Origin of the sequence: Curtobacterium sp. PhB191 (assembly GCF_004346515.1) — a bacterium.
GTDB lineage: Bacteria > Actinomycetota > Actinomycetes > Actinomycetales > Microbacteriaceae > Curtobacterium.
In genome coordinates this window covers 196,577-222,131 of sequence record NZ_SMBV01000004.1, presented here as the reverse complement: position 1 = coordinate 222,131, position 25,555 = coordinate 196,577, and the positions used below count along the sequence as shown (strand labels likewise).

At 71.7% G+C, this 25,555-nt stretch carries 30 protein-coding genes; 19 read left to right on the top strand and 11 right to left on the bottom strand.

Annotated elements, in window-relative coordinates; all coding sequences use genetic code 11:
- Window positions 1-12: 12 nt before the first annotated feature.
- The 6 genes from EDF48_RS08865 to EDF48_RS08840 all read left to right on the top strand — a co-directional run bounded on the left by EDF48_RS08865 (window position 13) and on the right by EDF48_RS08840 (window position 6,244).
- Entirely contained in the window at window positions 13-2,127 is a 2,115-nt protein-coding gene (locus tag EDF48_RS08865; RefSeq protein WP_207913238.1) for an alpha-galactosidase, read from the top strand.
- A 60-nt stretch (window positions 2,128-2,187) separates the two neighbouring features.
- Window positions 2,188-3,471, top strand: coding sequence for a chloride channel protein (locus EDF48_RS08860; RefSeq protein WP_123338757.1), 1,284 nt, complete (start codon window positions 2,188-2,190; stop codon window positions 3,469-3,471).
- A 96-nt stretch (window positions 3,472-3,567) separates the two neighbouring features.
- Complete coding sequence (locus tag EDF48_RS08855; RefSeq protein WP_123292323.1) at window positions 3,568-3,780, top strand: antitoxin; 213 nt, start codon at window positions 3,568-3,570, stop codon at window positions 3,778-3,780.
- Between the two features lie 134 nt (window positions 3,781-3,914).
- Window positions 3,915-5,207: a SufS family cysteine desulfurase gene (locus EDF48_RS08850; protein WP_123938764.1), complete on the top strand. Its 1,293-nt coding sequence runs from the start codon at window positions 3,915-3,917 to the stop codon at window positions 5,205-5,207.
- A complete protein-coding gene (gene sufU / locus EDF48_RS08845; RefSeq protein WP_123291997.1) occupies window positions 5,204-5,653 on the top strand; it encodes a Fe-S cluster assembly sulfur transfer protein SufU in 450 nt (149 codons plus the stop codon). The genes EDF48_RS08850 and sufU overlap by 4 nt, the downstream gene beginning before the upstream one ends.
- Before the next feature lie 123 nt (window positions 5,654-5,776).
- Window positions 5,777-6,244, top strand: coding sequence for a GNAT family N-acetyltransferase (locus EDF48_RS08840; protein WP_131879426.1), 468 nt, complete (start codon window positions 5,777-5,779; stop codon window positions 6,242-6,244).
- 29 nt (window positions 6,245-6,273) lie between these two features.
- Here EDF48_RS08840 and EDF48_RS08835 read toward each other — a convergent pair whose 3' ends face one another.
- From EDF48_RS08835 to EDF48_RS08820, 4 genes are all read right to left on the bottom strand, one after another.
- Window positions 6,274-6,705 carry a GNAT family N-acetyltransferase gene (locus EDF48_RS08835; protein ID WP_207906675.1) on the bottom strand — a complete coding sequence of 144 codons (432 nt, stop codon included), beginning with the start codon at window positions 6,703-6,705 and terminating at the stop codon, window positions 6,274-6,276.
- A 61-nt stretch (window positions 6,706-6,766) separates the two neighbouring features.
- Complete coding sequence (locus tag EDF48_RS08830) at window positions 6,767-7,342, bottom strand: DUF308 domain-containing protein (protein WP_165918789.1); 576 nt, start codon at window positions 7,340-7,342, stop codon at window positions 6,767-6,769.
- Between the two features lie 52 nt (window positions 7,343-7,394).
- A complete protein-coding gene (locus EDF48_RS08825) occupies window positions 7,395-7,637 on the bottom strand; it encodes a hypothetical protein (protein WP_131879422.1) in 243 nt (80 codons plus the stop codon).
- Between the two features lie 52 nt (window positions 7,638-7,689).
- Complete coding sequence (locus tag EDF48_RS08820; protein ID WP_131879420.1) at window positions 7,690-8,172, bottom strand: MarR family transcriptional regulator; 483 nt, start codon at window positions 8,170-8,172, stop codon at window positions 7,690-7,692.
- A gap of 61 nt (window positions 8,173-8,233) precedes the next feature.
- Between EDF48_RS08820 and EDF48_RS08815 the strand changes: the two genes are divergently transcribed.
- From EDF48_RS08815 to EDF48_RS08805, 3 genes are all read left to right on the top strand, one after another.
- Window positions 8,234-8,602 (top strand): VOC family protein, encoded by a 369-nt coding sequence (locus tag EDF48_RS08815; protein WP_131879418.1) that lies wholly within the window; start codon window positions 8,234-8,236, stop codon window positions 8,600-8,602.
- A gap of 66 nt (window positions 8,603-8,668) precedes the next feature.
- Window positions 8,669-10,072 carry an LLM class flavin-dependent oxidoreductase gene (locus EDF48_RS08810; protein WP_279432381.1) on the top strand — a complete coding sequence of 468 codons (1,404 nt, stop codon included), beginning with the start codon at window positions 8,669-8,671 and terminating at the stop codon, window positions 10,070-10,072.
- A gap of 4 nt (window positions 10,073-10,076) precedes the next feature.
- Window positions 10,077-10,580 carry a GNAT family N-acetyltransferase gene (locus tag EDF48_RS08805; protein WP_123938546.1) on the top strand — a complete coding sequence of 168 codons (504 nt, stop codon included), beginning with the start codon at window positions 10,077-10,079 and terminating at the stop codon, window positions 10,578-10,580.
- A gap of 4 nt (window positions 10,581-10,584) precedes the next feature.
- Here EDF48_RS08805 and EDF48_RS08800 read toward each other — a convergent pair whose 3' ends face one another.
- Window positions 10,585-11,172, bottom strand: a complete 588-nt coding sequence (locus EDF48_RS08800; protein WP_123292003.1) for a VOC family protein — start codon at window positions 11,170-11,172, stop codon at window positions 10,585-10,587.
- A 117-nt stretch (window positions 11,173-11,289) separates the two neighbouring features.
- Complete coding sequence (locus EDF48_RS08795; RefSeq protein WP_200849207.1) at window positions 11,290-12,045, bottom strand: SGNH/GDSL hydrolase family protein; 756 nt, start codon at window positions 12,043-12,045, stop codon at window positions 11,290-11,292.
- 173 nt (window positions 12,046-12,218) lie between these two features.
- Here EDF48_RS08795 and EDF48_RS08790 point away from each other — a divergent pair, with 173 nt between their 5' ends.
- The 6 genes from EDF48_RS08790 (at window position 12,219) to EDF48_RS08765 (ending at window position 19,390) form a co-directional block, all read left to right on the top strand.
- On the top strand, window positions 12,219-13,778 hold the full coding sequence (locus EDF48_RS08790; protein WP_131879414.1) for an NCS1 family nucleobase:cation symporter-1: 1,560 nt from the start codon (window positions 12,219-12,221) through the stop codon (window positions 13,776-13,778).
- 64 nt (window positions 13,779-13,842) lie between these two features.
- Window positions 13,843-14,607 carry an aspartate/glutamate racemase family protein gene (locus tag EDF48_RS08785; RefSeq protein ID WP_131879412.1) on the top strand — a complete coding sequence of 255 codons (765 nt, stop codon included), beginning with the start codon at window positions 13,843-13,845 and terminating at the stop codon, window positions 14,605-14,607.
- Complete coding sequence (allB, locus tag EDF48_RS08780) at window positions 14,604-16,028, top strand: allantoinase AllB (RefSeq protein WP_131879410.1); 1,425 nt, start codon at window positions 14,604-14,606, stop codon at window positions 16,026-16,028. The genes EDF48_RS08785 and allB overlap by 4 nt, the downstream gene beginning before the upstream one ends.
- Before the next feature lie 43 nt (window positions 16,029-16,071).
- Complete coding sequence (locus tag EDF48_RS08775; protein ID WP_131879408.1) at window positions 16,072-17,304, top strand: alanine--glyoxylate aminotransferase family protein; 1,233 nt, start codon at window positions 16,072-16,074, stop codon at window positions 17,302-17,304.
- Window positions 17,301-18,560 carry an allantoate amidohydrolase gene (locus EDF48_RS08770; RefSeq protein WP_131879406.1) on the top strand — a complete coding sequence of 420 codons (1,260 nt, stop codon included), beginning with the start codon at window positions 17,301-17,303 and terminating at the stop codon, window positions 18,558-18,560. Before EDF48_RS08775 ends, EDF48_RS08770 begins: the two co-directional genes overlap by 4 nt.
- On the top strand, window positions 18,557-19,390 hold the full coding sequence (locus EDF48_RS08765; protein ID WP_123292009.1) for a MurR/RpiR family transcriptional regulator: 834 nt from the start codon (window positions 18,557-18,559) through the stop codon (window positions 19,388-19,390). Before EDF48_RS08770 ends, EDF48_RS08765 begins: the two co-directional genes overlap by 4 nt.
- Here the strand turns inward: EDF48_RS08765 and EDF48_RS08760 are convergent.
- Together EDF48_RS08760 and EDF48_RS08755 are read right to left on the bottom strand one after the other, a co-directional pair.
- Window positions 19,357-19,863: an SRPBCC family protein gene (locus EDF48_RS08760; RefSeq protein WP_131879404.1), complete on the bottom strand. Its 507-nt coding sequence runs from the start codon at window positions 19,861-19,863 to the stop codon at window positions 19,357-19,359. The genes EDF48_RS08765 and EDF48_RS08760 overlap by 34 nt on opposite strands.
- Entirely contained in the window at window positions 19,860-20,435 is a 576-nt protein-coding gene (locus EDF48_RS08755; RefSeq protein ID WP_131879402.1) for a GNAT family protein, read from the bottom strand. Before EDF48_RS08755 ends, EDF48_RS08760 begins: the two co-directional genes overlap by 4 nt.
- Before the next feature lie 43 nt (window positions 20,436-20,478).
- Between EDF48_RS08755 and EDF48_RS08750 the strand changes: the two genes are divergently transcribed.
- A complete protein-coding gene (locus tag EDF48_RS08750; protein WP_131879400.1) occupies window positions 20,479-21,516 on the top strand; it encodes a dipeptidase in 1,038 nt (345 codons plus the stop codon).
- 53 nt (window positions 21,517-21,569) lie between these two features.
- On the opposite strand, the gene EDF48_RS08745 is transcribed toward EDF48_RS08750, so the two are convergent.
- Complete coding sequence (locus tag EDF48_RS08745) at window positions 21,570-22,241, bottom strand: DUF899 family protein (RefSeq protein WP_123938556.1); 672 nt, start codon at window positions 22,239-22,241, stop codon at window positions 21,570-21,572.
- A gap of 165 nt (window positions 22,242-22,406) precedes the next feature.
- Between EDF48_RS08745 and cysK the strand changes: the two genes are divergently transcribed.
- Both cysK and epsC read left to right on the top strand, forming a co-directional pair.
- On the top strand, window positions 22,407-23,345 hold the full coding sequence (gene cysK / locus EDF48_RS08740) for a cysteine synthase A (protein WP_123292013.1): 939 nt from the start codon (window positions 22,407-22,409) through the stop codon (window positions 23,343-23,345).
- Window positions 23,342-23,926 (top strand): serine O-acetyltransferase EpsC, encoded by a 585-nt coding sequence (gene epsC / locus EDF48_RS08735; RefSeq protein ID WP_243692431.1) that lies wholly within the window; start codon window positions 23,342-23,344, stop codon window positions 23,924-23,926. The genes cysK and epsC overlap by 4 nt, the downstream gene beginning before the upstream one ends.
- A gap of 64 nt (window positions 23,927-23,990) precedes the next feature.
- On the opposite strand, the gene EDF48_RS08730 is transcribed toward epsC, so the two are convergent.
- Window positions 23,991-24,290, bottom strand: coding sequence for an excalibur calcium-binding domain-containing protein (locus EDF48_RS08730; RefSeq protein WP_235035941.1), 300 nt, complete (start codon window positions 24,288-24,290; stop codon window positions 23,991-23,993).
- A gap of 155 nt (window positions 24,291-24,445) precedes the next feature.
- On the opposite strand from EDF48_RS08730, the gene EDF48_RS08725 reads away from it, so the two are divergent.
- Window positions 24,446-24,820, top strand: a complete 375-nt coding sequence (locus EDF48_RS08725; protein WP_123292015.1) for an MmcQ/YjbR family DNA-binding protein — start codon at window positions 24,446-24,448, stop codon at window positions 24,818-24,820.
- Here EDF48_RS08725 and EDF48_RS08720 read toward each other — a convergent pair whose 3' ends face one another.
- A complete protein-coding gene (locus EDF48_RS08720) occupies window positions 24,821-25,486 on the bottom strand; it encodes an MOSC domain-containing protein (protein WP_123292016.1) in 666 nt (221 codons plus the stop codon).
- Window positions 25,487-25,555 lie beyond the last annotated feature (69 nt).

Sequence of the window (25,555 nt, the reverse complement as noted above, 5' to 3'; positions counted from 1 at the left end):
AAGACTGGGGCCGTGACCTCGTACGACCTCGTCCACCTGACCGCCGGGGGCGTCTCCCTCGTCCTCGACTGCCGTGACCACGCGCTGCCCGCGGTGGTGCACTGGGGAGCAGCCCTCGGGCCACTCGACGACGACGCGCTCGTCGCACTCGCCGACGCGGACGTCGCCCCCGTGGCCCAGAACGAGATGGACGACCCCGTCCGTGTCGCCGTGCTGCCCGAGCCGAACCGCGGGTGGAGCGGACGACCCGGCCTGGCCGGACACCGCGACGGCCACGACTGGTCGCCGGCGTTCACCGTGCGGTCGCTCGACGTGACCGACACGACCGTCAGGGCCGAGGCTGCCGACGACACCGCGGGGCTCGCGGTCCGCGTGACGATCGAGGTGCTCGGCTCCGGACTCGTCCGTGCCCGGGCTGCCGTCACGAACACCGCCGACGGCGTCTACACGGTGGACGACCTGACGGTGGCGATGCCGATCCCGTCCGGGGCGCGCGAGGTCCTGGACTTCGCCGGTCGATGGGGCAAGGAACGCACCCCGCAGCGCCGCGAACTCGTCGTCGGCACCCACCAGCGTGAGAGCCGGAAGGGCCGGACCGGTGCCGACGCCGCGACCGTCCTGACGGTGGGGGAGCCCGGCTTCGGCTTCGCCCGCGGTCGGGTCTGGGGCGTGCACACCGGGTGGAGCGGGAACCACCGGCACCACGCCGAACGCCTGTCGACCGGGCGCCAGGTGATCGGCGGCGGCGAACTGCTGCTGCCGGGCGAGGTCCGACTCGGCACGGGCGAGACGTACGAGGGGCCGTGGGTGTGGTTCGCCCACGGTGACGGGCTCGACGACCAGGCCCGACGGTTCCACCAGTGGCTCCGCAGCCGGCCGCAGCACCCGACGACGCCGCGGCCGATGACGATCAACGTCTGGGAGGCCGTGTACTTCGACCACGACCTCGCCCGGCTGACCGACCTGGCGGAGCGCGCCGCCGCCCTCGGGGTCGAGCGGTACGTGCTCGACGACGGGTGGTTCCGCGGCCGCCGGAACGACCACCTCGGGCTCGGTGACTGGTACGTCGACGAGGACGTCTGGCCCGACGGGCTCGGGCCGATCGTGGACCGTGTCCGGGCGCTCAGCATGGAGTTCGGCCTGTGGTTCGAACCCGAGATGGTGAACGAGGACAGCGACCTCGCCCGCGCCCACCCGGAGTGGATCATGCAGGCGGACGGCCGACTGCCGATGCGGTCCCGCGACCAGCAGGTGCTCGACCTGGCGATCCCCGAGGCGTACGAGTACGTGCTCGAGCGGATGACGGCGATCATCGGCGAGTACGGCATCGAGTACGTCAAGTGGGACCACAACCGCGACCTGGTGGAGGCCGGGTTCCCCGGTGGCGGCGCGGCGGTGCACGAGCAGACCCTGGCGACGTACCGGCTGATGGCGACCCTGAAGGAGCGCTTCCCGACGCTCGAGATCGAGTCGTGCGCGTCGGGCGGCGCCCGGGTCGACCTCGGCGTGATCGAGCACACCGACCGCGTCTGGGTGTCCGACGACATCGACCCCCTCGAGCGGCAGCAGATGCACCGGTGGACGCAGCAGCTCCTGCCCCCGGAACTCCTCGGCGCGCACATCGCGAGCGGCAGGAACCACTCGACGGGCCGCGTCCACGACCTGGCCTTCCGGGCCGGCACCGCGCTCGTCGGGCACCTGGGCATCGAGTGGGACCTCACCGAGGCGACGGCGGAGGAGTCGGCGTCGCTGGCCGAGTGGATCGCGCTGTACAAGGAGCTGCGCGGGCTGCTGCACGGCGGCGACCTGGTGCGCATGGACGAGGTCGACGACTCCCGGCTCGTGTACGGCACGGTCACGCCGGACCGGCAGCAGGCCGTCTTCTTCCTGGCGAGCATCGGGCGGTCCGAGGTGTCCGGCACCGGTCGGGTCACCTTCCGCGACCTCGACCCGGACGCCTCGTACCGCGTCGACCCGATCGTGGTCGGCGACGGGCACGGGATCGTCCGGCCGGACTGGTGGAGCGGCGCACGGGTGTTCAGCGGTCGCGTACTCGGCACGGTCGGCCTGCACCCGCCGCTCATGCCCGCCGACTGCGTGGTCCCGTTCCGTCTGACGGCCGTCTGACGGCGGGTGGGACGACCGGGAGGCCCGGTGCCGGTGATCGGAGCCGCTAGGGTTTCCGACATGCCGCGCTCCGGACACGCGACCCCCGTCTGGGCGCTCAAGCTCGCCGTCGTCACCGCCCTGGTGGGCGTCTCCGGCGGCATCGCCGGCATCGCCGTGTGGCTCGCGCTGCAGCTCATCCAGTTCGTGGCCTTCGGGTACGGCTTCGGTGGGCACCTCGAGGCGGCGGACGCACCGTCGGCGCTGAACCGGTTCCTCGCCCTCGTGGCCGCCGGTGTCCTGACGGGCTTCGCCTGGTGGGCGCTCCGGCGCTGGGGGCGTCCGATCGTGTCGGTCACCGCGGCGGTCGGCGGCAAGCGGATGCCCGCGCTGGCGACCCTGGCGAACGCCGGCGTGCAGATCCTGGCGGTCGGTCTCGGCGCCTCGATCGGCAAGGAGGTCGCGCCGCGCGAGGTCGGCGCCTGGCTCTCCCAGCTCGTCACCCGTCGTGCCGGTCTGACCCCGCGCGAGACGAAGATCCTGGTCGCCTGCGGAGCGGCAGCGGGCCTCGCCGCTGTGTACGACGTCCCGCTCGGTGGTGCGCTGTTCGCCGTCGAGGTCCTGCTCGGCGAGATCAGCTTCGCCACGGCCCTGCCCGCGTTCGCCACGAGTGCCGTCGCCGCGTTCGTCGCCCGGCTCGTGATCCCGGACGAGGTGCTCTACCACGTGCCCGCGATGCACATGTCGCCGTCGCTGCTCGTCTGGGCGATCATCGTCGGGCCCGTCCTCGGCCTGGCGGGCGTCGGGTTCGTGAAGCTCACCAACCGGCTGCAGGGCATCGCGCCCAAGGGCTGGCACCTGCTCGTCGTGCTGCCGGTGGTGTTCGCGATGGTCGGGCTCATCGCGGTGCCGTTCCCCGAGATCCTCGGCAACGGCCGGGCGCTGGGCATCGTCGCGATGAACGCCTCGCTCGACGACGACACCGTCGCCGGCCTGGCGCCGATCGTGCTGCTCCTGCTGCTCGGCGTCGTCCGCACGATCACCACGTCGGCCACGATCGGTGCCGGCGCGGTCGGCGGCACCCTGACGCCCTCGATCGCGATCGGTTCGGCGATCGGCGGCGGCCTCGGTGGCGCGTGGCTCCTGCTCTGGCCGGCCGACGGCCCGGGCCTGGCGGCCTTCGCGTTCGTCGGCGCCGCGGCGTTCCTGGCGACCACGATGCGGGCCCCGTTCACGGCGCTCGTCCTGGTGGTCGAGTTCACCCAGGAGGGCACCGACATCCTCATCCCGTCGCTCCTCGCGGTGTCCGGGGCGGTCGCGGTCGGGTACGTCCTGGCACGTCGACGCAGCGCACAGATGGTGTGAACACTTCGTCACGTTCCGGGACAGAGGTCGGTTCTGCGGCCTACGATCTGCGGCATGACGGAGCGATGGGCTCCGCACCGAGCTGAGGAGCAGGCCATGGCGGGGTTCGACGACATCACGAAGAAGGCCCAGGACTTCCTGAAGGACAACAAGGTCCAGGACGCCCTGAAGAGCGAGAAGGCCGAGGACATCAGCGACAAGGTCCTCGGGGGCGTCGCCGACGCGGTCAAGAAGGCCACCGGCGGCAAGTACGACGACAAGATCGACGGTGCCCGCGACGCTGCGGACAAGAAGATCGGCAACGAGTAGCCCCACCGTGCGACGGCCCAGGACCCGGCGTGGTCCTGGGCCGTTCCCGTGCCGACTGGACGCCGTCGGGAACAACGGCCACCATTGACGGGTTGCTCCGGACAGCAACACCAGGAGGACGAGACGTGACAGTCGTGGCGCCGAACCAGCCGCTCACCGAGGCCGAGGTCGAGACGATCAAGTCGGACTTCCCGATCCTCGCGCAGGACGTGAACGGGCAACCGTTGGCGTACCTGGACTCCGGGGCGACGGCGGAACGCCCGACCCAGGTCCTCGACGCCGAGCGCCGGTTCCTCGAGCACGACAACGCCGCCGTGCACCGCGGCGCGCACACGCTCGCGGCCCTGAGCACCGATGCCTACGAGGACGCCCGTGCCACCGTCGCCGACTTCATCGGCGCTGCCGGTCCGAGCGAGGTCGTGTGGACCGCGAACGCCACCGACGCCCTCAACCTCGTTGCCTACGGCATCGCGAACGCCAGCCGTGGCCGGGGCGGGGTCGACGCCGCTCGCTTCCGCATCGGACCGGGCGACGAGATCCTGGTCACCGAGGCCGAGCACCACGCGAACCTCGTGCCCTGGCAGGAACTCGCCGCGCTGACCGGTGCGACGCTCCGCTGGGTCCCGGTCGCCGACGACGGCACCTGGACCGCCGAGGATGCCGCGGCCCTGATCACCGACCACACCAAGGTCGTCGCGTTCGCGCACGTCTCGAACGTCACCGGCATGGTCGCCCCCGTCGAGCAGATCGTCGGTCTCGCCCACGCCCGCGGCGCACTGGTCGTCCTCGACGCCTGCCAGTCCGCGCCGCACCGGCCGCTCGACGTGCAGGAGCTCGGCGTCGACTTCGCCGCGTTCTCCGGGCACAAGATGCTCGGCCCGAACGGCATCGGCGTGCTCTGGGGCCGCAGCGAGCTGTTGAACGCGCTGCCTCCGTTCCGCACCGGCGGGTCCATGATCACCACCGTGACCATGGAGGCGTCGGAGTTCATGCCGGCACCCGAGCGGTTCGAGGCCGGCACGCAGCCCGTCTCGCAGGCCGTCGCCCTGGCCGAGGCCGTCCGCTACCTGCAGGGCATCGGCATGGAGCGTGTCCGCGCGCACGAGGAGCACCTCGCCCGGCGCATGCTCGACGGCCTGGCCGCCGTCCCCGGCATCCGCGTGGTCGGTCCGCCGGTCGGCGTCCCGCGATCGGGCCTGGTGTCGTTCGACGTCGACGGTGTGCACGCCCACGACGTGTCGCAGTACCTCGACGCGCAGGGCATCGCCGTCCGCTCGGGGCACCACTGCGCCCAACCCCTGCACCGCCGACTCGGCCTGGTCGCCACCAGCCGCGCGAGCACCTACGTCTACACGACCGAGCACGACGTGGACCGGTTCATCGCGGCCGTCGGCGAGGTCCGCGGCTACTTCGGAGCGACCGTATGAACTCCCTCGACAGCCTGTACCAGCAGGTCATCCTCGACCACGCCAAGGCCCGGCACGGCGACGGCGACCTGCCCGACGCCGACGCCTCGCACTTCGAGCGCAACCCCACGTGCGGCGACGAGATCACCGTCCGCATCCGTCTCGAACCGGGCACCGACCGCATCGCCGGTCTCGCCTGGCAGGGCGACGGCTGCTCGATCTCGATGGCCTCGGCATCGGTCCTCACCGACATGGCCGTGGGCCGCACGGTCCCGGAGCTCCTCGCACTGACCGACGAGTTCCGCACGATGATGCGCTCCCGCGGCATCGGCGAGCCCGACGAGGACGTCCTCGAGGACCTCATCGCCTTCCACGGCGTCTCGAAGTTCGTCATGCGGGTCAAGTGCGGCATGCTCGCCTGGGTCGCGGCGGAAGCCGCTGCGCGTGAGGCGACGGCGTCCCGCTGAGCCGGGTGCGGCTCGCGATCGCGACCACGTGACGGCCAGGAGGCCCGGTGCGGGCCCGCCCCGCGCCTCCCGTCCGTCGCCGGGAGCGTCTCGAGCGTCCGAAGCGACGAACGGAGGACAGCGGTGATCGTCGAGGTGCGCCGCCCCGGAGGGGCGGAGTCCGACCTGATGGTGCGGACGTACCTGACCGAGGTGGCCTCGCGCTGGTACGGGCGCGACGCAACGCCTGCCGAGGTCGATCTCGCACTGGCCGACGAGCCGTACGACGACCTGCAGGGGGACAGCGGCGTGTTCCTGGTGGCGTCCGACGGTGGACGGCCGATCGCGTGTGCCGGCGCCCGGTTCCTCGACGACGTGGCGGAGCTCACCAAGGTGTTCACGCTGCCGAGCCACCGTGGGCAGGGCGTGGGGTCGGCGCTGCTGCGCCGGCTCGAGGCGGAGTGTCGTGCGCGGGGGATCGCGTCCCTGCGACTGGACACCCGGGCTGAGCTCGCCGAGGCGTGCGCGCTCTACGAACGGCTCGGCTTCGTGCGGGTGGCACCGTTCAACGACGACCCGTACTCCGACCGCTGGTACGCGAAGGTGCTGTAGGGCCTGGTCAGGGGCGGTACTCGTCTCGCTCAGACGTGACGATGCGTCATGAAGACGTCGACGTCGTCCTCGGCGTCGACGACGAAACCGTGCCGTTCGTAGAGCCGGCGCGCGGCGCTGCCCTGCAGGACGTTGAGTCGCGCGGGTCCGGCGTGTGGTTCGTCGAGGACGCTCCGGAGCACCACCGAGCCCACGCCTCGGCCCTGGACGTCCGGCGCGAGGTAGAAGTGCTCGATCCACCGGGTGTCGGCGTCCGGCCGCACGGTGATCGAGCCGCGATCACGCCCGTCGACCACGACGACCCGCGTGTGCTCGGGCGCGAAGGCATCACGCATCCGCCCGCGAACCCGGACCGCGTCGAAGCGGCCGAGACGCTCCAGGTCGGCACGGAGGACCTGCGCACGCAGCTCCACGAGCCACTCGATGTCCTCGGGGATGCTGTTCCGCAGGGTGACGTCCACCCGTCGAGCCTAGGAGTCGTCGGCGCCGATCCCGTGACGGGCCCCTGCGCAGCGGCCGTGCTCAGGCCGCTCGACCAGCGGTCGTGGCGGATCGGTCAGCGCGTCCGACGGTGACCCCGAGGGCGATCTGCACGATGCCGAACAGGATCAGGAAGCCCGCGATGGCGACGACGGCCAGCGCTGCCCCGATGGACGGCAGGTTGATGACGAGCACGCCGATGACGATGCTGAGCACCGCGGCGCCGATCGTCAGGGCACGGTTCGTCGGTGTCGGGGCGTAGAGCAGCGTGATGCCCTCGACCAGCCAGGCGAAGCCGATCACGAACGCGATCCACCGCACCCCGACTGGCGGGGCGACGAGCGCCACGATGCCCCCGGCGAGGATCAGCGCACCGAGGACGACCAAGCCGATGCGGCGGCCGGTGCCGATCCCGCGGGCGAACGCACGGACGATCATCGACAGGCCGGACACCAGCAGGTAGATGCCGAACACCCACGCGACCGCGAACAGCGTCGCGTGCGGGAGCACGAGTGAGGCGACACCGACGAGGACCGCCACGATGCCGACGATCAGCAGCGCGGTCCGTAGTCGTCGATCCCCGCCGACGTCGGTGACGACGTCGTCCTGCAGCGCCATGGTGTCCGCCCTTCCCTGAGAGGATCTGGTCCTGCGCGCTTCTGCGTCAGGGCTACTCCTCGGAACCGCCCGTGTCCGGTGCCGATGCGGACGCATCGGTCCGCGCGGGGTCGGTCCGGCCGGGCGGGCGCGCCGGCCACGTGACGAGCAGCAGCACCTCGAGCGGGTCGAACAGCAGCGTCAGGAGGAACCAGGTCCACGCCGATCGGTTCCGGGTCCGCGCGTACCCGCCGGCGAGCGTCGCGACGCTGAGCCAGAGGCTCGACAGGTACAGGCCGGTGAAGTCCTCGTGCACGAACAGTTCCCTTCGAGAGATACATCAATACCGGTCGAAGGGTAGCGCGTCGTCAGACCGTGCCGGCCTCGTCGTCGCTGGTGCGGCGGAGTGAGCGCACCATGCTGCGCAGCGCCCCCCGCGCCGCCACCTGCTGCTCACCCGACAACCCGTCGAGCATGCGGACCTCGACACCGCGGACGGCTGCACTCGCCCGCTCGAGGCTCGCCCGGCCGCTCGCCGTCAACCGCGTCGGGAGCGCCTTGCCCACCGGCGCCTCGGTGGCCCGCGTCACGAAGCCGTCCCGTTCCAGGGCCTGCAGCAGCACGTTCATCGACTGCCGCGTGACGAAGGCGCCGCGTGCGAGCTCGGAGTTCGACAGCCCGGGCCGCTGTGCCAGGAGTTCGAGGCACGAGTAGTGCGTCATCGTCATGCCGAGCGGGCGCAGCACGGCCTCCATCGCAGCGCGGAGCGCGCTCGCGGCTTCCTTGAGCAGGTACCCGAGGGACGTCTCGAGGTCGATGACGTCGCTGCTGTCGGTGCCGTCTTGACTCATGTCAGGAGTCTGACATAGGTTGTGCCGTGTCAGAAAACTGACACAACCGAAGGAGCACCACATGCCCGTCACCGGCCCCGACTTCATCTCCCTGCAGACCCGCGACCTGACGGCGTCCCAAGCGTTCTACGAGCAGTACCTCGGTCTCGTCCGCTCGCAGGCCGGCCCGCCGCACGCCGTCGTGTTCGAGACGACGCCGATCGCGTTCGCGCTGCGGGACGTCGTCCCCGGCACCGACCTCGACGCGGTGTCGCAGCCGGGCATCGGCGCGGCGATCTGGCTGCACGCGACCGACGTGCAAGCCATCCACGACGCCCTGGTGACCGACGGCCACACGATCGTGTCGGCACCGATCGACGGCCCGTTCGGCCGGACGTTCACGTTCGCCGACCCGGACGGCTACCAGGTCACGCTCCACGACCGCGCCTGAGCTGCGGCCGTCACGCTTCGTCACGATGGATGACGGATGCAGACCCCGCACGTAGCGTCGCCAAGCGTGACCAGCAGCAGCGAGCCCCGGCAGATCCGCTTCAACGCCTTCGACATGAACTGCGTCGCGCACCAGTCCTCCGGGCTGTGGCGGCACCCGCGCGACCGATCGCGGGACTACCGCGACCTGACGTACTGGACGGACCTGGCGAAGACGCTCGAAGGCGGGGCGTTCGACGGCATCTTCATCGCCGACGTGCTGGGCACGTACGACGTGTACGGCGACTCGAACGAGGCCGCGCTCCGCACGGGCTCGCAGGTGCCGGTCAACGACCCGATCCTGCTGGTGTCGGCGATGGCGTCGGTGACCGAGCACCTCGGCTTCGGGATCACGGCGGGCACGGCGTACGAGCACCCGTACCCGTTCGCCCGGCGGATCTCCACGCTCGACCACCTGACCAAGGGGCGCGTCGGCTGGAACGTCGTCACCGGCTACCTGCCGAGCGCCGCGCGCAACATGGGCCAGACCGACCAGCTGTCGCACGACGACCGGTACGACGTGGCCGACGAGTACCTCGAGGTCCTCTACAAGCTGTGGGAGGGCTCGTGGGAGGACGACGCGGTCGTCGCCGACCGCGCGTCCGGCGTCTTCACCGACCCGGCGAAGGTGCACCCGATCGAGCACCACGGCAAGCACTTCGACGTGCCGGGCATCCACCTGTCCGAGCCGTCGGTGCAGCGTTCGCCCGTCATCTACCAGGCGGGCGCGTCGCCGCGCGGCATCCGCTTCGCAGCGGAGAACGCCGAAGCCGTCTTCGTGGGCGCACCGACCGTCGAGCAGCTCGCGTCGACCGTCGCGAAGGTCCGTGACGCCCTGGAGGCAGCTGGTCGCGACCGCTACGCCGCTCGCGTCTACACACTGCTCACCGTGATCACGGACGCCACCGACGAGCTGGCCCAGGCGAAGTACGAGGACTACCTGTCGTACGCGTCGGAGCTCGGTGCCCTGGTGCTCAACTCCGGCTGGATGGGCGTCGACCTGTCGCAGTGGGACCTCGACGAGCCCCTCGGCGATGTCGAGTCGAACGCGATTCAGTCGGCTGCGGCCAACATCGCGGCGGCGACCGGCGAGGACGGCAGCTCGTGGACGATCCGCGACCTCGCCCGGCACACCGCGATCGGCGGACTCGGGCCGGTCGCCGTCGGCGGGGGAGCGACCATCGCCGACCGCCTGGAGGAGATCCAGGAGCTCACCGACGTCGACGGCTTCAACTTGGCGTACGCGGTGACGCCGGGCACGTGGGAGGACGTCATCGAGTTCGTCATCCCCGAACTCCGGGCGCGCGGGGCGTACCCGACCGGCTACGAGCCCGGTTCGCTGCGGCACAAGCTGCACGGCCGCGGTGACCGGCTGCCCGACGAGCACCGTGGGGCGTCGTTCAGGATCGGCAGCAGCGCGGTCGTAGGCTGACCGGGTGATCGAACCGTCCGTGTCCGTGCGTCCAGCGGCCCCGGACGAAGTGTCGGCGTGTGTCGACCTGTGGGTCGCAGCGGTCGCGGCACGGGACGGCGTGCCGGAATCCGAGGCGGTGCGAGCCCGCGCGGCGTCGAAGTTCGCCGTGCCTCGGGTCGCCCTGCTCGTCGCTGTCGGAGCGGCCGGTGCGATCGACGGCTTCGCGCTCGTGACGGCGCCGGGGTCCGGGCGGTCGACCGACCCGTCCGACGCCGCCTACCTGTCGCTGCTCGCCGTCCGCCCGGACGTGCAGGCGCGGGGTGTCGGGCGTGCGCTCCTGGCCGCGTCGGTCGACGCGGCGTCGGCGGCGGGACACCCCGCGGTGGTCCTGCACGCACTCGCCGGCAACGAGCGAGCGCTGCGGCTCTACGAAGCCGGCGGGTTCCGGGCGGACGGGGTCGAGTTCCCGCACGCCCTGACGGGCGGGCCGACGCGGACGTACATCGCGACGGCCCCGGCGCGCTGAACCGTCAGACGCGCCACTTCGGTCGCGGGGCGTGGTCCTCGTACGACTGCCGACTCGGGTAGGTGATCAGCTCGATCGTCGATCCCCACGGCGTTCCGACGTACACGAACCGGTTGCCGAACCCACCCTCGTTGCCGCCGAGGTCACGCGGGTCGGCGTACCGCTGGCCGCCCGCCGTCTCGATGTGCGACAGCGCGTGGTCGATGTCGTCGACGTAGAACGCCACGTGCTGCCAGCCGAGGTCGCTCGCGCGGACGGCCGGGCGCTGGTCGGGGCCGTGGTACTCGAAGAGCTCGAGTCCCGGCCCGTTCGGCAGCGCGAGCATACGCAGTGCCCCCTGGGCCATGGTCTTCGGGATGCCGAGGCGCCGCTGGACGTCGGGTTCACCGCGGAGCGGTTCGCTCCGGAGGAACCGGTCGTACAGGGGGACGGCGTCGAGTCCCAGGACGAAGAAGTCGGTGGCCTGGTCGATGTCGGGCACGGTGAGGCCGATGTGGTCGATGCCGTGTGCGGTGCTGGGGGTGCCCGTCGGGGTGGTGACGGTTGCAGGACGTGTCGCGGTGGTGCCGGATGGGCGTGGCGCAGTGTGCATGGTGCCGTCTCCCCTGAGTTCGGCTCGGACGTGGATCACCCGAGTAGAACGGCTGTTCGCGGGGGAGGACAAGCGGAGCGCGGGACGCGTGCGGAGAACCGCCGCGATCGTGCGTGATCAGTCGACGGGGGTCCACGCCGGGTAGGTTGCCGAGCGTCCGTCGCCCGAGGACCGCCGGGTGACGCGGCGCTGTACCCAGGGCAGGACGTGCTCGCGGTAGTAGCGGAGTTCCTCGGAGAGTCGGGTGCGGCCGGTCTGTTCGGACGCCGGCTCGATCGGTGCCGGTCCGTCCTCGATCGCGTGCAGGGCGAGGTCCGCGACGCGCTGGTGGCCGGTGTCGTTCATGTGCAGCCGGTCCTCGGACCAGAACTCGGCACGGCGCAGGTGCGGATCACGGGACACGTCGACGAAGGGCAGGTCGTACCGGTCGGCGAGGTCGGCGAGGGCGTCCGCCCAGGCGTCGCCGCGCGCGTTGATGAGGCGTCCGAGGGGGAGTCGTGCGCTCGGGTCGGCGGGGCTCAGCAGCGCCAGCCGGACCCCGCGGCCCAGGACCGTGTCGACCGCCGCTTCGAGTGGTGCGATGAGGGCGTGGGCGTCGAACCGTGGCCGCAGCAGGTCGTTGCCGCCCGCGCAGAACGTGATCAGCGTCGGTGCGGGGTCGAGTGCGAGAGCCGCGTCGAGCTGCTCTCCGAGGACCCCGGCGAGCAGGCGCCCGCGGACCGCGAGGTTGGCGTACCGGACGTCTGCGTCGTGCGCACGGGCCATGCCGCTCGCGAGTCGGCCGGTCCAGCCGGGGAACGGTACGGCGCCGGCGTCGCCGATGCCCTCCGAGAAGCTGTCGCCGATCGCGACGTAACGGATGGTGTCGGGCATGCGGCCATCATCGTGCACATGTCTGTGCACGTTCTGGTGTGGAACGAGCGTTTCAGGACAGCGACCACGACACACGACCGTTACACGAGGGAAACGGCGGGCGCGAAGAGGCTCCCTAACTTCTGTGGTGGAGGCGATCACCGCCTCCCCACCCCACTCCCTCGGAGGACGCCATGGCTACCGATCTCGTGACACCCGTCGCAGCGCCCCACGCCCCCACCACGACCGCCGCACCCGCTGGTGCCGGCGTCGTCAAGCCCGGGTACGACCCGGCGCTCACGAACGAGGACCTCGCCCCGCTGCGCAAGCAGAGCTGGACGAGCTACAACTTCTTCGCCTTCTGGATGTCCGACGTGCACTCGGTCGGCGGCTACGTCACCGCCGGGTCGCTCTTCGCACTCGGCATCGCGAGCTGGCAGGTGCTCATCGCCCTGGTGGTCGGCATCCTGATCGTGCAGGTCTTCGCCAACCTCGTCGCCAAGCCGTCGCAGCGCACCGGCGTGCCCTACCCGGTCATCAACCGTGCGGTGTTCGGGGTGCTCGGGGCGAACGTGCCCGCGATCATCCGCGGGCTGATCGCGATGGCCTGGTACGGCGTGCAGACGTTCCTCGCCGCGCAGTCGCTCAACATCATCTTCCTGAAGTTCATCCCCGCCTCGGCCGGGCTGCTCGACCACTCGTTCCTGGGGCTGTCGGCGCTCGGGTGGATCTCGTACGCGATCCTGTGGGTCGCGCAGGGGGCCCTGTTCTGGATGGGCATGGAGGCCATCAAGAAGTTCATCGACTGGGCGGGCCCGGCGGTGTACGTCGTGATGATCGCGCTGGCGATCTACCTCGTCAGCCAGGCCGGCATCGGCAACATCTCGTTCACGCTGTCGGTGGGGGAGCCGCTCTCGTTCGGCGCGTCGATCCCGGTCATGCTCTCCGCGGTCGCCCTGGTGGTCAGCTACTTCTCCGGCCCGATGCTCAACTTCGGTGACTTCTCGCGCTACGGCAAGTCCTTCGCGGCCGTCAAGCGGGGCAACTTCTGGGGCCTGCCGATCAACTTCCTGTTCTTCTCGGTGCTCACCGTGCTGTGTGCGAGTGCGACCGTGCCGGTGTTCGGCAAGCTCATCACCGACCCGATCGAGACCGTGCAGGCGATCGGCGCCCCGTTCGCGATCCTGCTCGGCGGCCTGACCTTCGTCACGGCGACGGTCGGCATCAACATCGTCGCGAACTTCATCAGCCCCGCGTTCGACTTCTCGAACGTCGCTCCGCGCAAGATCTCGTGGCGAGCCGGCGGCATGATCGCCGCGGTCGGCTCCGTGCTGCTGACCCCGTGGAACTGGTACGGCAACGACCAGGCCATCCTGTACACGCTCGGGGTGCTCGGCGCCCTCATCGGCCCGCTGTTCGGCATCCTGATCGCCGGGTACTACATCGTCGGGAAGCAGCGCATCGCCGTCGACGACATGTACACGAAGGACACCTCGGCCCGGTACTGGTACCGCGGCGGCTTCAACCCGAACGCCATCGGTACCCTCGTCGTCACCGGGGTGGTCTCGGTCGCCAGTGCGGTGATCCCGCCCGCGCTCGGGATCCTGCCGGGGCTGAACAACTACAGCTGGTTCATCGGCTGCGGCCTGGGGCTCGTGGTCTTCTGGGGACTCGAGCGGGTCCGGCCGAGCATGCCGGAACTCGCCTCGGACGACCCGACGGTCGACGACGGCGCCGCCGTCGGACGAGCCTGAGACGCCGCAGCGACACCGCACCACCAGCGACACCCGCACCGCCCGCACCACCGGAAGGACCCCGATGCGCATCCGCGTCGTCAACCCGAACACCACCGCCTCGATGACCCGCTCGATCGGCGTCGCCGCCACCGCGGTCGCCGGCCCGGGCACCATCGTCGAGGCGGTGAACCCCACGATGGGCCCGGCGTCGATCGAGAGCCACTACGAAGAGGCGCTCGCGGTGCCGGGGCTCCTCGAGCAGATCGCGCTCGGGGAGCAGGACGGCGTGGACGCCTACGTCGTCGCCTGCTTCGGTGACCCGGGCCTCGACGCCGCGCGGGAGCTCGCCGCCGGGCCGGTCATCGGGATCGCCGAGGCGGGCTTCCACGCAGCGGCGATGCTCGGGCGCCGGTTCGGCGTCGTGACGACCCTGGCGCGGACGACCGGACGGGCCCACGAGCTCGCCGAGCGCTACGGCTTCGCGTCGCTCGTCACCGAGATCCGGGCGTGCGAGGTCGCGGTGCTCGAGCTCGACGACCCCGCTTCGGGCGCACGCGCCCTGGTGATCGAGGAGTGCCGGGCCGTCATCGCCGGCGGAGCCGACGCGGTCGTGCTCGGCTGCGCGGGGATGGCGGACTTCTGCGCCGAGGTCTCGCGGGCGATCGGGGCACCGGTCGTCGACGGCGTCGCCGCGGCGACCGTGCTCGCCGAGTCGCTCGTGCGGCTCGGGCTCTCGACGGGCAAGCACGGCGAGTACGCCACCCCGCCGACGAAGGCGATGTCGGGTCTGCTGGCGGGCTTCGAACGTCAGCCGGCGGCGGGCGCGACGGTCGGGGCGGGCGCATGACGGGCCTCCCGGCCGACGGCAGCACCGAGTCCCGCACCGACGTCGACACCGACACCGTCGCGGACCTCGTCCTGCGCGCAGATCGCGCCTGGATCGACGGAGCCTTCCGCCCCGCAGCGGTCGTCGTGCGCCACGGCCGCGTCGACACCGTCCTGCCGGTCGACGCAGCCGTGGCCGCCGTCGACGACCGCACCGTGCCGGCCGACCAGGTCCTGCTGCCCGGCCTCGTCGACACCCACGTGCACGTCAACGAACCCGGACGCACCGAGTGGGAGGGGTTCGCGTCCGCGACCCGGGCCGCCGCACTCGGCGGGGTCACGACCATCATCGACATGCCGCTCAACTCGATCCCCGCGACGACGACGGTCGAGGCGCTCGCCGTGAAGCGCGCGAGTGCCGAGGGGCGGGTCGCCGTCGACGTCGGGTTCTGGGGCGGGGCGGTCCCCGACAACGCCGGCTCGCTCGGCGCACTGCACGACGCGGGCGTCTTCGGGTTCAAGTGCTTCACCGCGCCGTCCGGGGTCGACGAGTTCCCGCACCTCGACGCCGACCAACTGCGCGACGCGATCGAGGAGGTCGCCCGGATCGACGCCCTGCTCATCGTGCACGCCGAGGACCCCGAGTTCCTGGTCGACCACGCTGCGCTCGGCGGGCACTACGAGGACTTCCTCGCCACCCGCCCGGTCGACGCCGAGCGGTCCGCCATCGCGCGGGTCATCGACGGCGCACGGGCCACCGGCGCCCGGGTCCACATCCTGCACCTGTCCGACGCCGGTGCGATCCCGATGATCCGCGCCGCGAAGGACGACGGCGTCCGGATCACGGTCGAGACCTGCCCGCACTACCTGTCGTTCGAAGCGGGGTCCATCCCCGACGGCGCGACCGAGTACAAGTGCTGCCCGCCGATCCGTGACGACGCGAACCGCGACGCCCTGTGGGCCGGTGTGCTCGACGGCACGATCGACATGATCGTGTCGGACCACTCGCCGTCGACCGCCGACCTCAAGGTCGACGACTGGGGACTCGCCTGGGGCGGGATCGCCGGCCTGCAGGTCGGCTTCCGGGCCGTCTGGACCGAGGCCCTCCGCCGCGGCGTCCCGCTCGAGGTGCTGTTGCCGCTGTTCACGACCGGTCCGGCAGCACTCGTCGGCTTCCCCGACCGCGGGGTCATCGCCCCCGGTGCGCTCGCCCACTTCGCCGTGTTCGACCCGTCCGCCACGGCGGTCATCGACGTGGCCGGCCTCGCACACCGCAACCCGGTCTCCGCGTTCGCCGGCCTGGAGGCCCGTGGCCGCGTCACCGAGACCTGGCTGCGCGGGCGCGTGGTGGCGTCCACCGCGTCCGGCGTCACCGCCGTCGAGGGGCAGCTCGTCGCGGCTCCCGTGACCGCGGATGCCCGGGTCACCGAAACACGTCTGTAACGATCGTTCCGGTACGCTCGTGACCGGAACGGAAGGACCAACCATGCACCCCGTGAACCCGCCAGCCCGCCTCCTCATGGGCCCCGGCCCGATCACCGCCGACCCGCGTGTGCTCCGCGCCCTGTCGACCCCGCTCGTCGGGCAGTACGACCCGTGGATGACCTCCGCCATGAACGACACCCAGGAGCTCTACCGCGGTGTGTTCGGCACCACGAACGAGGCCACCGTGCTCGTCGACGGCACCTCGCGCGCCGGGATCGAAGCGGTGCTCGTGTCGCTCCTCGTGCCGAGTGACCGCGTGCTCGTGCCGGTGTTCGGCCGGTTCGGGCACCTGCTCGCCGAGATCGCGGGCCGTGCCGGGGCCGAGGTCCACACCATCGAGACCGCGTGGGGCCAGGTCTTCACGCCGTCCGCGATCGAGGACGCCATCGTCCGTGTCCGGCCGAAGGTGCTGGCGATCGTGCAGGGCGACACCTCCACCACGATGAACCAGCCGCTCGACGAACTGGGCGCGATCTGCGAGCGGCACGGCGTGCTGTTCTACACCGACGCCACGGCGACCGTCGGCGGTAACCCGCTCGAGGTCGACGCCTGGGGCATCGACGCCGTCAGTGCCGGCCTGCAGAAGTGCCTCGGCGGGCCGTCCGGCAGCGCGCCGGTCACCGTCTCTCCGCGTGCGACCGCCGTGCTCGACGAGCGCCGCAGCGTCGAGGCGGGCATCCGCGAACCCGGTGACGACGTCGCCGACGAGCCGATCCGCTCGAACTACCTCGACCTCGCGATGATCCTGGACTACTGGGGTCCGCGGCGGCTGAACCACCACACCGAGGCCGCGTCGATGCTCTACGCCGCCAACGAGTGCGCCCGCATCCTGCTCGACGAAGGGCGCGAGCAGGCGATCGCACGCCACGAACTCGCGGGCCGCGCGATGCTGCAGGGCGTCCAGGCGCTCGGGCTCGGGGTGTTCGGTGACGTCGCACACAAGATGCACAACGTCGTCGCGGTGGAGATCCCGTCCGACGTCGTCGGCGACCAGGTCCGTGGTTCGATGCTCGACGACCACGGCATCGAGATCGGCACCTCGTTCGGACCGCTGCACGGCAAGGTCTGGCGCATCGGCACCATGGGCTATAACGCCCGCAAGGACACCGTCGTGACGACCCTCGCCGCCCTCGAGCACGCGCTCCGCCGGGCGGGGCACGCCGTCCCGCACGGCGGTGGGGTCGACGCGGCCCTCGACGTCTTCGCCGGTGCGCCGGTCGGGGTGCTGGCGTGAGCGCGGCCCCGGTCGTGACCGCCACCGCCCTGGGCACCGCCGACGCCGAGCTCGTGGCGCGCTGGTGCGACGAGCTGGCCCTGGTCACCGAGGAGACCGGCCGGATCACCCGCGTGTACCTGTCGCCCGAGCACGCCCGCGTCAACGGGATCGTCGCCGGGTGGATGCAGGACGCCGGACTCACCACCTGGCAGGACGCCGCCGGCAACCTGCACGGACGGGTCCACGGCGCGACGCCGGACGCCCCCGTGCTGCTGCTCGGCTCGCACCTCGACACCGTGGTGGACGCCGGCCGCTACGACGGGATCGTCGGGGTCCTGATGGCCATCCGCACCGCTGCGCGCTTGACGGCCGCGGGACCGCTGCCCGTCGCGCTCGAGGTCATCGCGTTCTCCGACGAAGAGGGGACCCGCTTCGGCAAGGCCCTGCTCGGGTCGTCCGCCGTCGCCGGGGTGTGGGACGAGTCCTGGTGGGACCTGGCGGACGGCGACGGCGTGACCCTGCGCGAGGCCTTCACCCGGTTCGGGCTCGACCCGGCCCGGGTGGGTGACGCGGCGGCCGACCCGACCACGCTCGCCGGCTACCTCGAGGCGCACATCGAACAGGGTCCGTACCTCGAGCAGGCCGGTCAGGCGCTCGGCGTCGTCACGAGCATCGCGAGCGCCCGACGCTTCTCGGTCGAGGCCGTCGGCGAGGCCCGGCACGCCGGCGGAACGCCGTACGAGCGCCGCCACGACGCGCTGCTCGCCGCGGCCGAGGCCGCCTTGGCCGTCGAGCGGATCTGCCGGGCGTCGCACCACGTCGGCACCGTCGGCACGATGACCGTCGAACCGGGCGCGGTGAACGTGGTCCCCGGGCTCGCACGGTTCTCGGTGGACCTGCGCGGCGAGTTCGACGACGGCCGCGACGCGGTGTGGGACGAGCTCACGAAGGCGTTCTCGCTGATCGGGGAACGACGCGGGGTCAGCGTCACGCCGACCGAGGTGCACCGCGCGCCGGCGGTGTTCTGCGCGCCGCGGCTGATGGACGCCGTCCGCGCCGGCATCGAGTCGACGGGCGAGGCCGCGCCGATGGAGCTGTTCTCGCGAGCTGGACACGACGCCATGTCGCTCGGGCTCGTCACCGACGTCGCGATGCTGTTCCTGCGCAACCCGGACGGCATCAGCCACCACCCGGACGAGTTCGTCTCGACGCCCGACATCGCGCTCGGGCTCGACGCGCTCGCCGTCGCGGTGGAGCGGGTGGCCCGGGCATGAGCACGGCCGGACCGGACGTCCGCGCCCGCATCGACTCCGTCTGGGAGCAGCTCTCGCCCGCCGAACGACGCGTCGCCGCGATGGTCCGGCACGACCCGGAACTCCTGCTCGTCGGGACCTCGGCCGAGCTCGCCGCCGAGTCGGGCACGTCGAAGGCCACGGTGTCCCGGCTCGTCCGGTCGCTCGGGTTCCAGGACGCGGCCGAGGTCCGGCAGAACCTGATGTCCGCACGCGGTTCCGGCCTGCCGTGGGTTGCGGAAGACGCCGCCCACGTCGACCAGCGCGCCGTCGAGGCCCGCAACCTCGACGCGGCCTTCGCCTCGCTGGCCCGTGCCGATCGTCCGCGACTCGCTCGCCGCATCGTCCGCGCTCATCGCGTGCTCGTGTTCGGGGAGCGCGGCGCCTACCCGGTGGCGCTGCAGCTCCGCGCGCAGCTCGCCCAGGTCCGCTCCGACGTCCGGGTCGGTCCGGCACCGGGGCAGCGGCTCGGCGAAGAGGTCGCCGACCTCGACCGCCGTGACCTCGTCGTCCTGGTGACCGTGCGTCGGCACACTGCCGGGGTCGACCGGATCGTGCGGCACTGCGTGTCGACCGGCGCCGACGTCGTCGTGCTGGGCGATCCGACCGCAGCCGTCATCGCGGCACCGGCGAACACCGCGATCCTGTGCCCGGTCGACTCACCGGCGGCGTTCGACTCGATGGCGGCCTTGTTCGCGGTCGTCGCGGCCATCGCGAACGACGTGTACGAAGCCTCGGGACCGGCCGGCCGCGCGCGGGTCGACGCGGTGGCGAGTGCCTACGACGCGCTGGGGGAGCTCGCAGCGCCCTGACCGTCGGGGCTGTCGGGGCCGTCGGCGTGCAGCTCGGTGGCGAGCGACGCGTTGCGCTCACGGATGAGCCGCGGCAGGTAGCGCTCGAGGGCGACGACCTCGGCCAGACGACCGAGCGGGCCGAACGGTGCGCGGAACGTGATGGTGTCGACCATGCGCGTGCTGCCGGCCGACGGCTCGAACCGGTGCTCGTGGTGGAAGCGGGCGAACGGCCCACGCACCTGTTCATCGACGAAGCGGTGCGGAGCCTCCAGAGCAGTGATCCGACTCGTCATCCGCCAGACGATCCCGAAGTGCCGCGCGCGCCAGGTGACGGACTCGCCCAGGCCGATCGTGCCGGACGTCGTGCCGGCGACGGCGCGTTCGTCGGTCGCAGCCATCGACCGCTCGTGCGCGCCGATGTCGAGCGACAGCGCGAACGCGCGCTCCGGCGGTGCCGCGAGCTCGGTCACCACGCGGAACGTCACCGTCACGAGGCTGGCCAGACCGTCGGCGTCGAGCGGTCGTCATCGCGCAGAGCAGCCGCGATGAGCTGGTCGTGGCGTCGTCCGCGGTGGAACACGCCGGACCGGAGCCGTCCCTCGTAGCGGAGCCCGAGCCGCTGCGCGATCGCCGCGGACGGGGCGTTCGCCGCGATCGCCCGCCACTGCACGCGGACGAGCGCGAGTCCGTCGGGCGACGGCGCGAACGCCCACGCCAGGACGGCGGCTGCGGCCTCGGTCACGAAGCCGTGGCCGCGACCGTCCGGGTGCACGGCGTAGCCGACCTCGGCCGCGCCGTCGACGAACCCGAACAGTCCGATCGTCCCGAGGAGTCGGAGGTCGTCGGCCCGCCGGATGCCGAACTCGTAGCGGGAGTCCGTGGACCAGCCAGCGCGCACGACGTCGGTGATCCAGTGGTGCGCCTCGGCGTGGCCGTACGGCACCGGTACCGGCGTGTAGGCGACGACGTCGGGGTCGTTCGCGTACCTGATGACGTCCTCCGCATCGGACGGTTCCGGCACGGAGAGCACCAGGCGATCGGTCCGGAGGGTGACGGGGTCCACGCACCGAGCCTAGCCACGGGGACGTGCGCGGTAGCGTCGGGGCATGACGTTCGACGCGATCCCGTTCCCGGTCATCGACGGCCACAACGACCTGCCGTGGGAGCGCCGCGAGGCCCACGACTCCGGGGTCGAGGGCATCGACACCGAGGTCGACTCGCTGCACACCGACCTGCCGAAGCTCCGCGCCGGTGGGGTCGTCGGCCAGTTCTGGTCGGTCTTCGTGCCCGTCGACGAACCGGACCCCGTGCGGACGACGCTGCAGCAGATCGACCTGGCGCACCGGATCATCGAGCGGTACCCGGAGTCGCTCGCACTCGCCCGGACGGCGGCCGAGGTGCGGGCGGCGGTCGAGTCCGGTCGGATCGCGTCGCTGCTCGGCGCCGAGGGCGGGCACTCCATCGGCGACGACCTGGCGGTGCTCCGCGTCTTCGCCCGACTCGGCGTCCGCTACATGACGCTCACGCACAACGACGACACCCCCTGGGCCGACTCGGCGACGGGCTCGCGTCCGCACGGCGGGCTGACCGATCGCGGCCGCCAGGTGGTGGCCGAGATGGAGCGGATCGGCATGCTCGTCGACCTGTCGCACACCGCACCGGCCACCATGCGGGACACCCTCGACGTCGCCACGCAGCCCGTCGTCTTCAGCCACTCGTCCACCGTCGCCGTCGACGACCACCCGCGCAACGTGCCGGACGACGTGCTCGCCCGGTTGTCGGACAACGGCGGCATCGTGATGATCACGTTCGTGCCGAAGTTCGTCTCCCGCGACTGGGCGGACTGGGAGGACGCCGGCTCGGTGGGGGAGCCGCCGCTCGTGACGGTGTCGGACGTCGCCGACCACGTCGAGCACGCCCGCGACCTCGCCGGCGCAGCACACATCGGCCTCGGCGGGGACTACGACGGCACCCCGGTGCTGCCGCCGGACCTGCGTGACGTGTCCCGGTACCCGGTGCTCGCCGCCGAGCTGCAGCGGCGCGGGTGGGGAGCGGATGACCTGCGGGCGCTCGCCGGGGGCAACGTGCTGCGGGTGCTCGAAGCGACCGACGAGCGGTTCGCGCGGACGGCGTTCCTGCGCTGAGACATCGTCAATAGGTCCACAAGCTGCGGACCAATCGAGATGGAGCGCCGGAGTCAGCCGTAGGTGGGGTACTGCGGCCAGCCGTCGGGGCTGTCCTCCCAGTCCTGCTGGCGGCCGTACGCGGTGCGGTCCATGATGTGCGCGACCGGCAGGATGGCCTCGGTCCCACGCGATCCGGTGGCGTACGTCAGGTAGGGCACGCCGTCGCGCAGCAGGTAGTACGAGTAGCCCGGCACCGGACCGTCGTAGTCGTCGTGGTGCAGGGTCCAGCCCCAGTCGTCGTGGTAGCTCGTGGCGCCCGACGACACCCACCGGTGCGGCCAGCCGTGCAGCTCTCGCCAGCGCTCGAGCTTCTCGATCGGAGCCTGCGAGACCATGGCGAACGCGATGCCCTCGTCGTCGAGCCGACCCGTGTTCGCCGGCAGGTTGTCCACGGCCCAGGTGCAGCTCGGGCAGCCGTCGTCCCAGTCGGGCGCGAACATCACGTTCTGCACGAGGAGCAGGTAGCGGCCGTCGAACAGCTCGGAGAGCCGGACCGGGCCGTCGGCGCCCTGGAACTCGTAGTCCTCCACCTGGACCATCGGGAGTCGGCGGCGGGCGGCAGACACACGGTCGCCGTGCCGGGTGAGTTCCTTCTCGTCGCGGACCTGGGTGGCGAGTGCCTCGTCGAACGCGGCACGGTCGACCACGGGCGGTGCGACCTCGGGTTGCTGCAGCTTGGACATGGCGACCTCCTCGTCGTTGCCCGGCACCGTACGCCCAGGTGGGCCACACGGCAACGGGAGCCGATGCCGTGGACAGGACCACCTGGGGTCCGGTCGCTAGGATCGGGCGCACACCGCGCCTCCAGGAAGAGCGATGCGCGACCTGACCCGATGAGGACGGACCGGATGAGCGGCACGATCTACGACAACATCTCCCAGGCGTTCGGCAACACCCCGCTCGTCAAGCTGAACCGGCTGCCGAAGGCGGGTGGCGCCGAGGTGCTGGCCAAGCTCGAGTTCTACAACCCCGGCGCCAGTGTGAAGGACCGCCTCGGCGTCGCGATCATCGACGCGGCCGAGCAGTCCGGCGACCTGCAGCCGGGCGGCACCATCGTCGAGGGGTCGTCGGGCAACACCGGCATCGCCCTCGCGCTCGTCGGTGCGGCCCGCGGGTACAAGGTGATCATCACGATGCCGGAGACGATGAGCGTCGAGCGTCGTGCAGTGATGCGCGCCTACGGTGCCGAGATCGTGCTCACCCCCGGTCCCGAGGGCATGAAGGGCGCGGTCGAACGCGCCGCCGCGATCGTCGACGAGACGCCCGGCGCGATCCTCGCCCACCAGTTCGAGACCGCCGCGAACGCCGCGATCCACCGGAAGACCACCGCTGAGGAGATCCTGCGCGACACCGAGGAGCACGTCGACGTGTTCGTCGCCGGCGTCGGGACCGGTGGCACGATCACGGGTGTCGGCCAGGTGCTCAAGGAGCGCGTGCCCGGCGTGCAGATCGTCGCGGTCGAGCCGAAGGACTCCCCGCTCCTGACCGAGGGCAAGGCCGGACCGCACAAGATCGCGGGCATCGGTGCGAACTTCATCCCCGAGGTCCTCGACCAGTCCGTCATCGACGAGGTGTTCGACGTCGAGCTCGACGACGCCCTGCGTGTGGCGCGGGCGCTCGCGACCGACGAGGGCATCCTCGCCGGCATCTCGTCCGGCGCGATCATCCACGCCGCGCTCGAGATCGCAGCGCGACCCGAGAACGCCGGCAAGCGCGTCGTCGCGATCGTCTGCGACACCGGGGAGCGCTACCTGTCGACGGTGCTCTTCGAGGGACTCACTGCGTGAGTCGTTCCGTCCGACGAGGCGTGCTGCGGACGGTCCGGGAGGACCTGGCCGCAGCACGCCGCGGCGACCCCGCCGCCCGTGGTGACCTCGAGAACGCGATCGTCTACTCCGGGCTGCACGCCATCTGGACCTACCGCGTGACGCACCGGCTCTGGCTCGCCAGGGGCCTGCCCGGATCGCGGTTCGTCGCACGGGTCATCGGCCAGGCAGCACGGTCGGTGACGGGCATCGAGATCCACCCTGGCGCCCGCATCGGCCGTCGGTTCTTCATCGACCACGGCATGGGCGTCGTGATCGGGGAGACCGCGGTGATCGGGGACGACGTCGTGCTGTTCCACGGGGTGACCCTGGGCGGGCGCGGTGGCGACCACGGCCCAGGGGCCCGCCGGCATCCGGTCGTCGGCGACCGCGTCGTGCTCGGCGCGGGATCGTCCCTCATCGGGGCGATCAGCATCGGGCAGGACTCCGTCGTCGGTGCGAACACCGTGGTGACGAAGGACGTCCCCGCGGGGTCGGTCGTCACCGGGGTCGCCGGGACCGCCCGCCCGAGGTCCGGGCACGAGGGCGTCCCGACGCTCTGAACGCCCCGCCGGGTCGACGGGGCGTTCGAGGGTCAGCGGTTCGGTGCGTCAGCGCGTCAGCGCCTCAGCTCTTCTCGCAGGCGATGCCGTCCTTGTCGCGGTCGAGCTTCGCGTTCGCCTTGTACAGGGCGTCGTCCTTCTTCACCGTGCCCTTGAGCGCACGGGTCGTGGTCTTGCCGCCGGAGACCACCTTGTTCTTCGTGACGGACTTCTTCGCGATGCCGCCCGAGTACACCTTGTGCACCGCGGTGCAGTTGGCGTAGGTCTTCGGGGCGGCCTGCGCGGTGGAGGCCCCACCGACGACGACGGTGGTGGCGAGGACTGCGGTGGCGGCGGCGATGCCGAGGGTACGGATGATGCGCACGGGTTCCCCCTGGAACGAGTGGGTGATCGCCGGAGCGACCGCCGCGTCGGGTACGCGGCGACCTGATCCTACGATGTGAACGACGCTCATGACATGCCCCCGAACAGGTCCGGTCCGCGAGCCGCGGTGTCGGGCGTCTGGGGCATGCTGGGTGCATGGACGGCGCGCAGTTGCACGAGATCGCGAGTCGCACCGCGATGGGCCTGCCCGCGGTGTTCGAGACCGAGCCCTTCGGCGAGGGCGCCCTGGTCTACAAGGTCGTCGACAAGATGTTCGTGATGACGAGCGAGCTCCGTGGTGTGCCGATCGTCAACCTGAAGTGCGCGCCGCCGCACGGGGCAGCACTCGTCCGCGACCACGCCGAGATCACACCGGGGTGGCACATGAACAAGCGGCACTGGATCACGCTCGCTCCCGGTGACGGCATCGACGAGACCCTGGTCGAGGACCTCGTCGCGAACGCCTACGACCTGGTCGTCGCCGGGTTGCCCCGAGCGAAGCGGCCCCTCGACCCGACACGCGGCGACTGATCAGGAGCTGGCGGCTGCCGAGGAGCTGGCGGCTGCCGAGGACCGGGCGAGCACCTTCGACACGTCGCGGACGACCTTCGGCGCGAGTCGCTCCCCGGACTCGAGCACGGCACGGGCACGCTCGGGGGTCAGCCCCGCGAAGACCTCGCCGATCGTCACGCCGTGCTCCGGCCGGTACGTCACGACGACCGGGTCGCCTGCTGCCACCGGGCCGGACTTCACGACCCGCAGGTACGCGCCCGGACGGCCTTCCTCGGTGAACCGCCGGACCCACTTGTCGACGCCCATCCGGCGCGCGAACGTGCCGCACGGGATCCGCGGGATCGTCACCTCGAGCTCCAACGTCTCGCCGATGCGCCACCGCTCGCCCGTCACGGCCCCGGTGACGTCGACACCCGTGGTCCGCAGGTTCTCGCCGAACAGGCCCGGCGGGATCTCGCGCTCCAACGACGCGGCGAAGTACGCGGCGTCCTCGTCGGCGTAGGCGTACACGGCCTGGTCCTCGCCGCCGTGGTGCTTCCGGTCGGCCTGGACGTCGGCGTACAGCCCGAGCGGTCGGACCCGGACCCGCCCGTCGACCGGACGCTTGTCGATGGCGGTGACGCCGATCGTGCCGGAGTCAGGCAGCAGGCGGTCGACGCGGCAGACGGCGGTGACGAGCGACATGCCACAACTCTGGCGCAAGTGTGACGAGAAGTGTGACGATCCGCCGGTTCGGTGCGTCACACCGGTGAG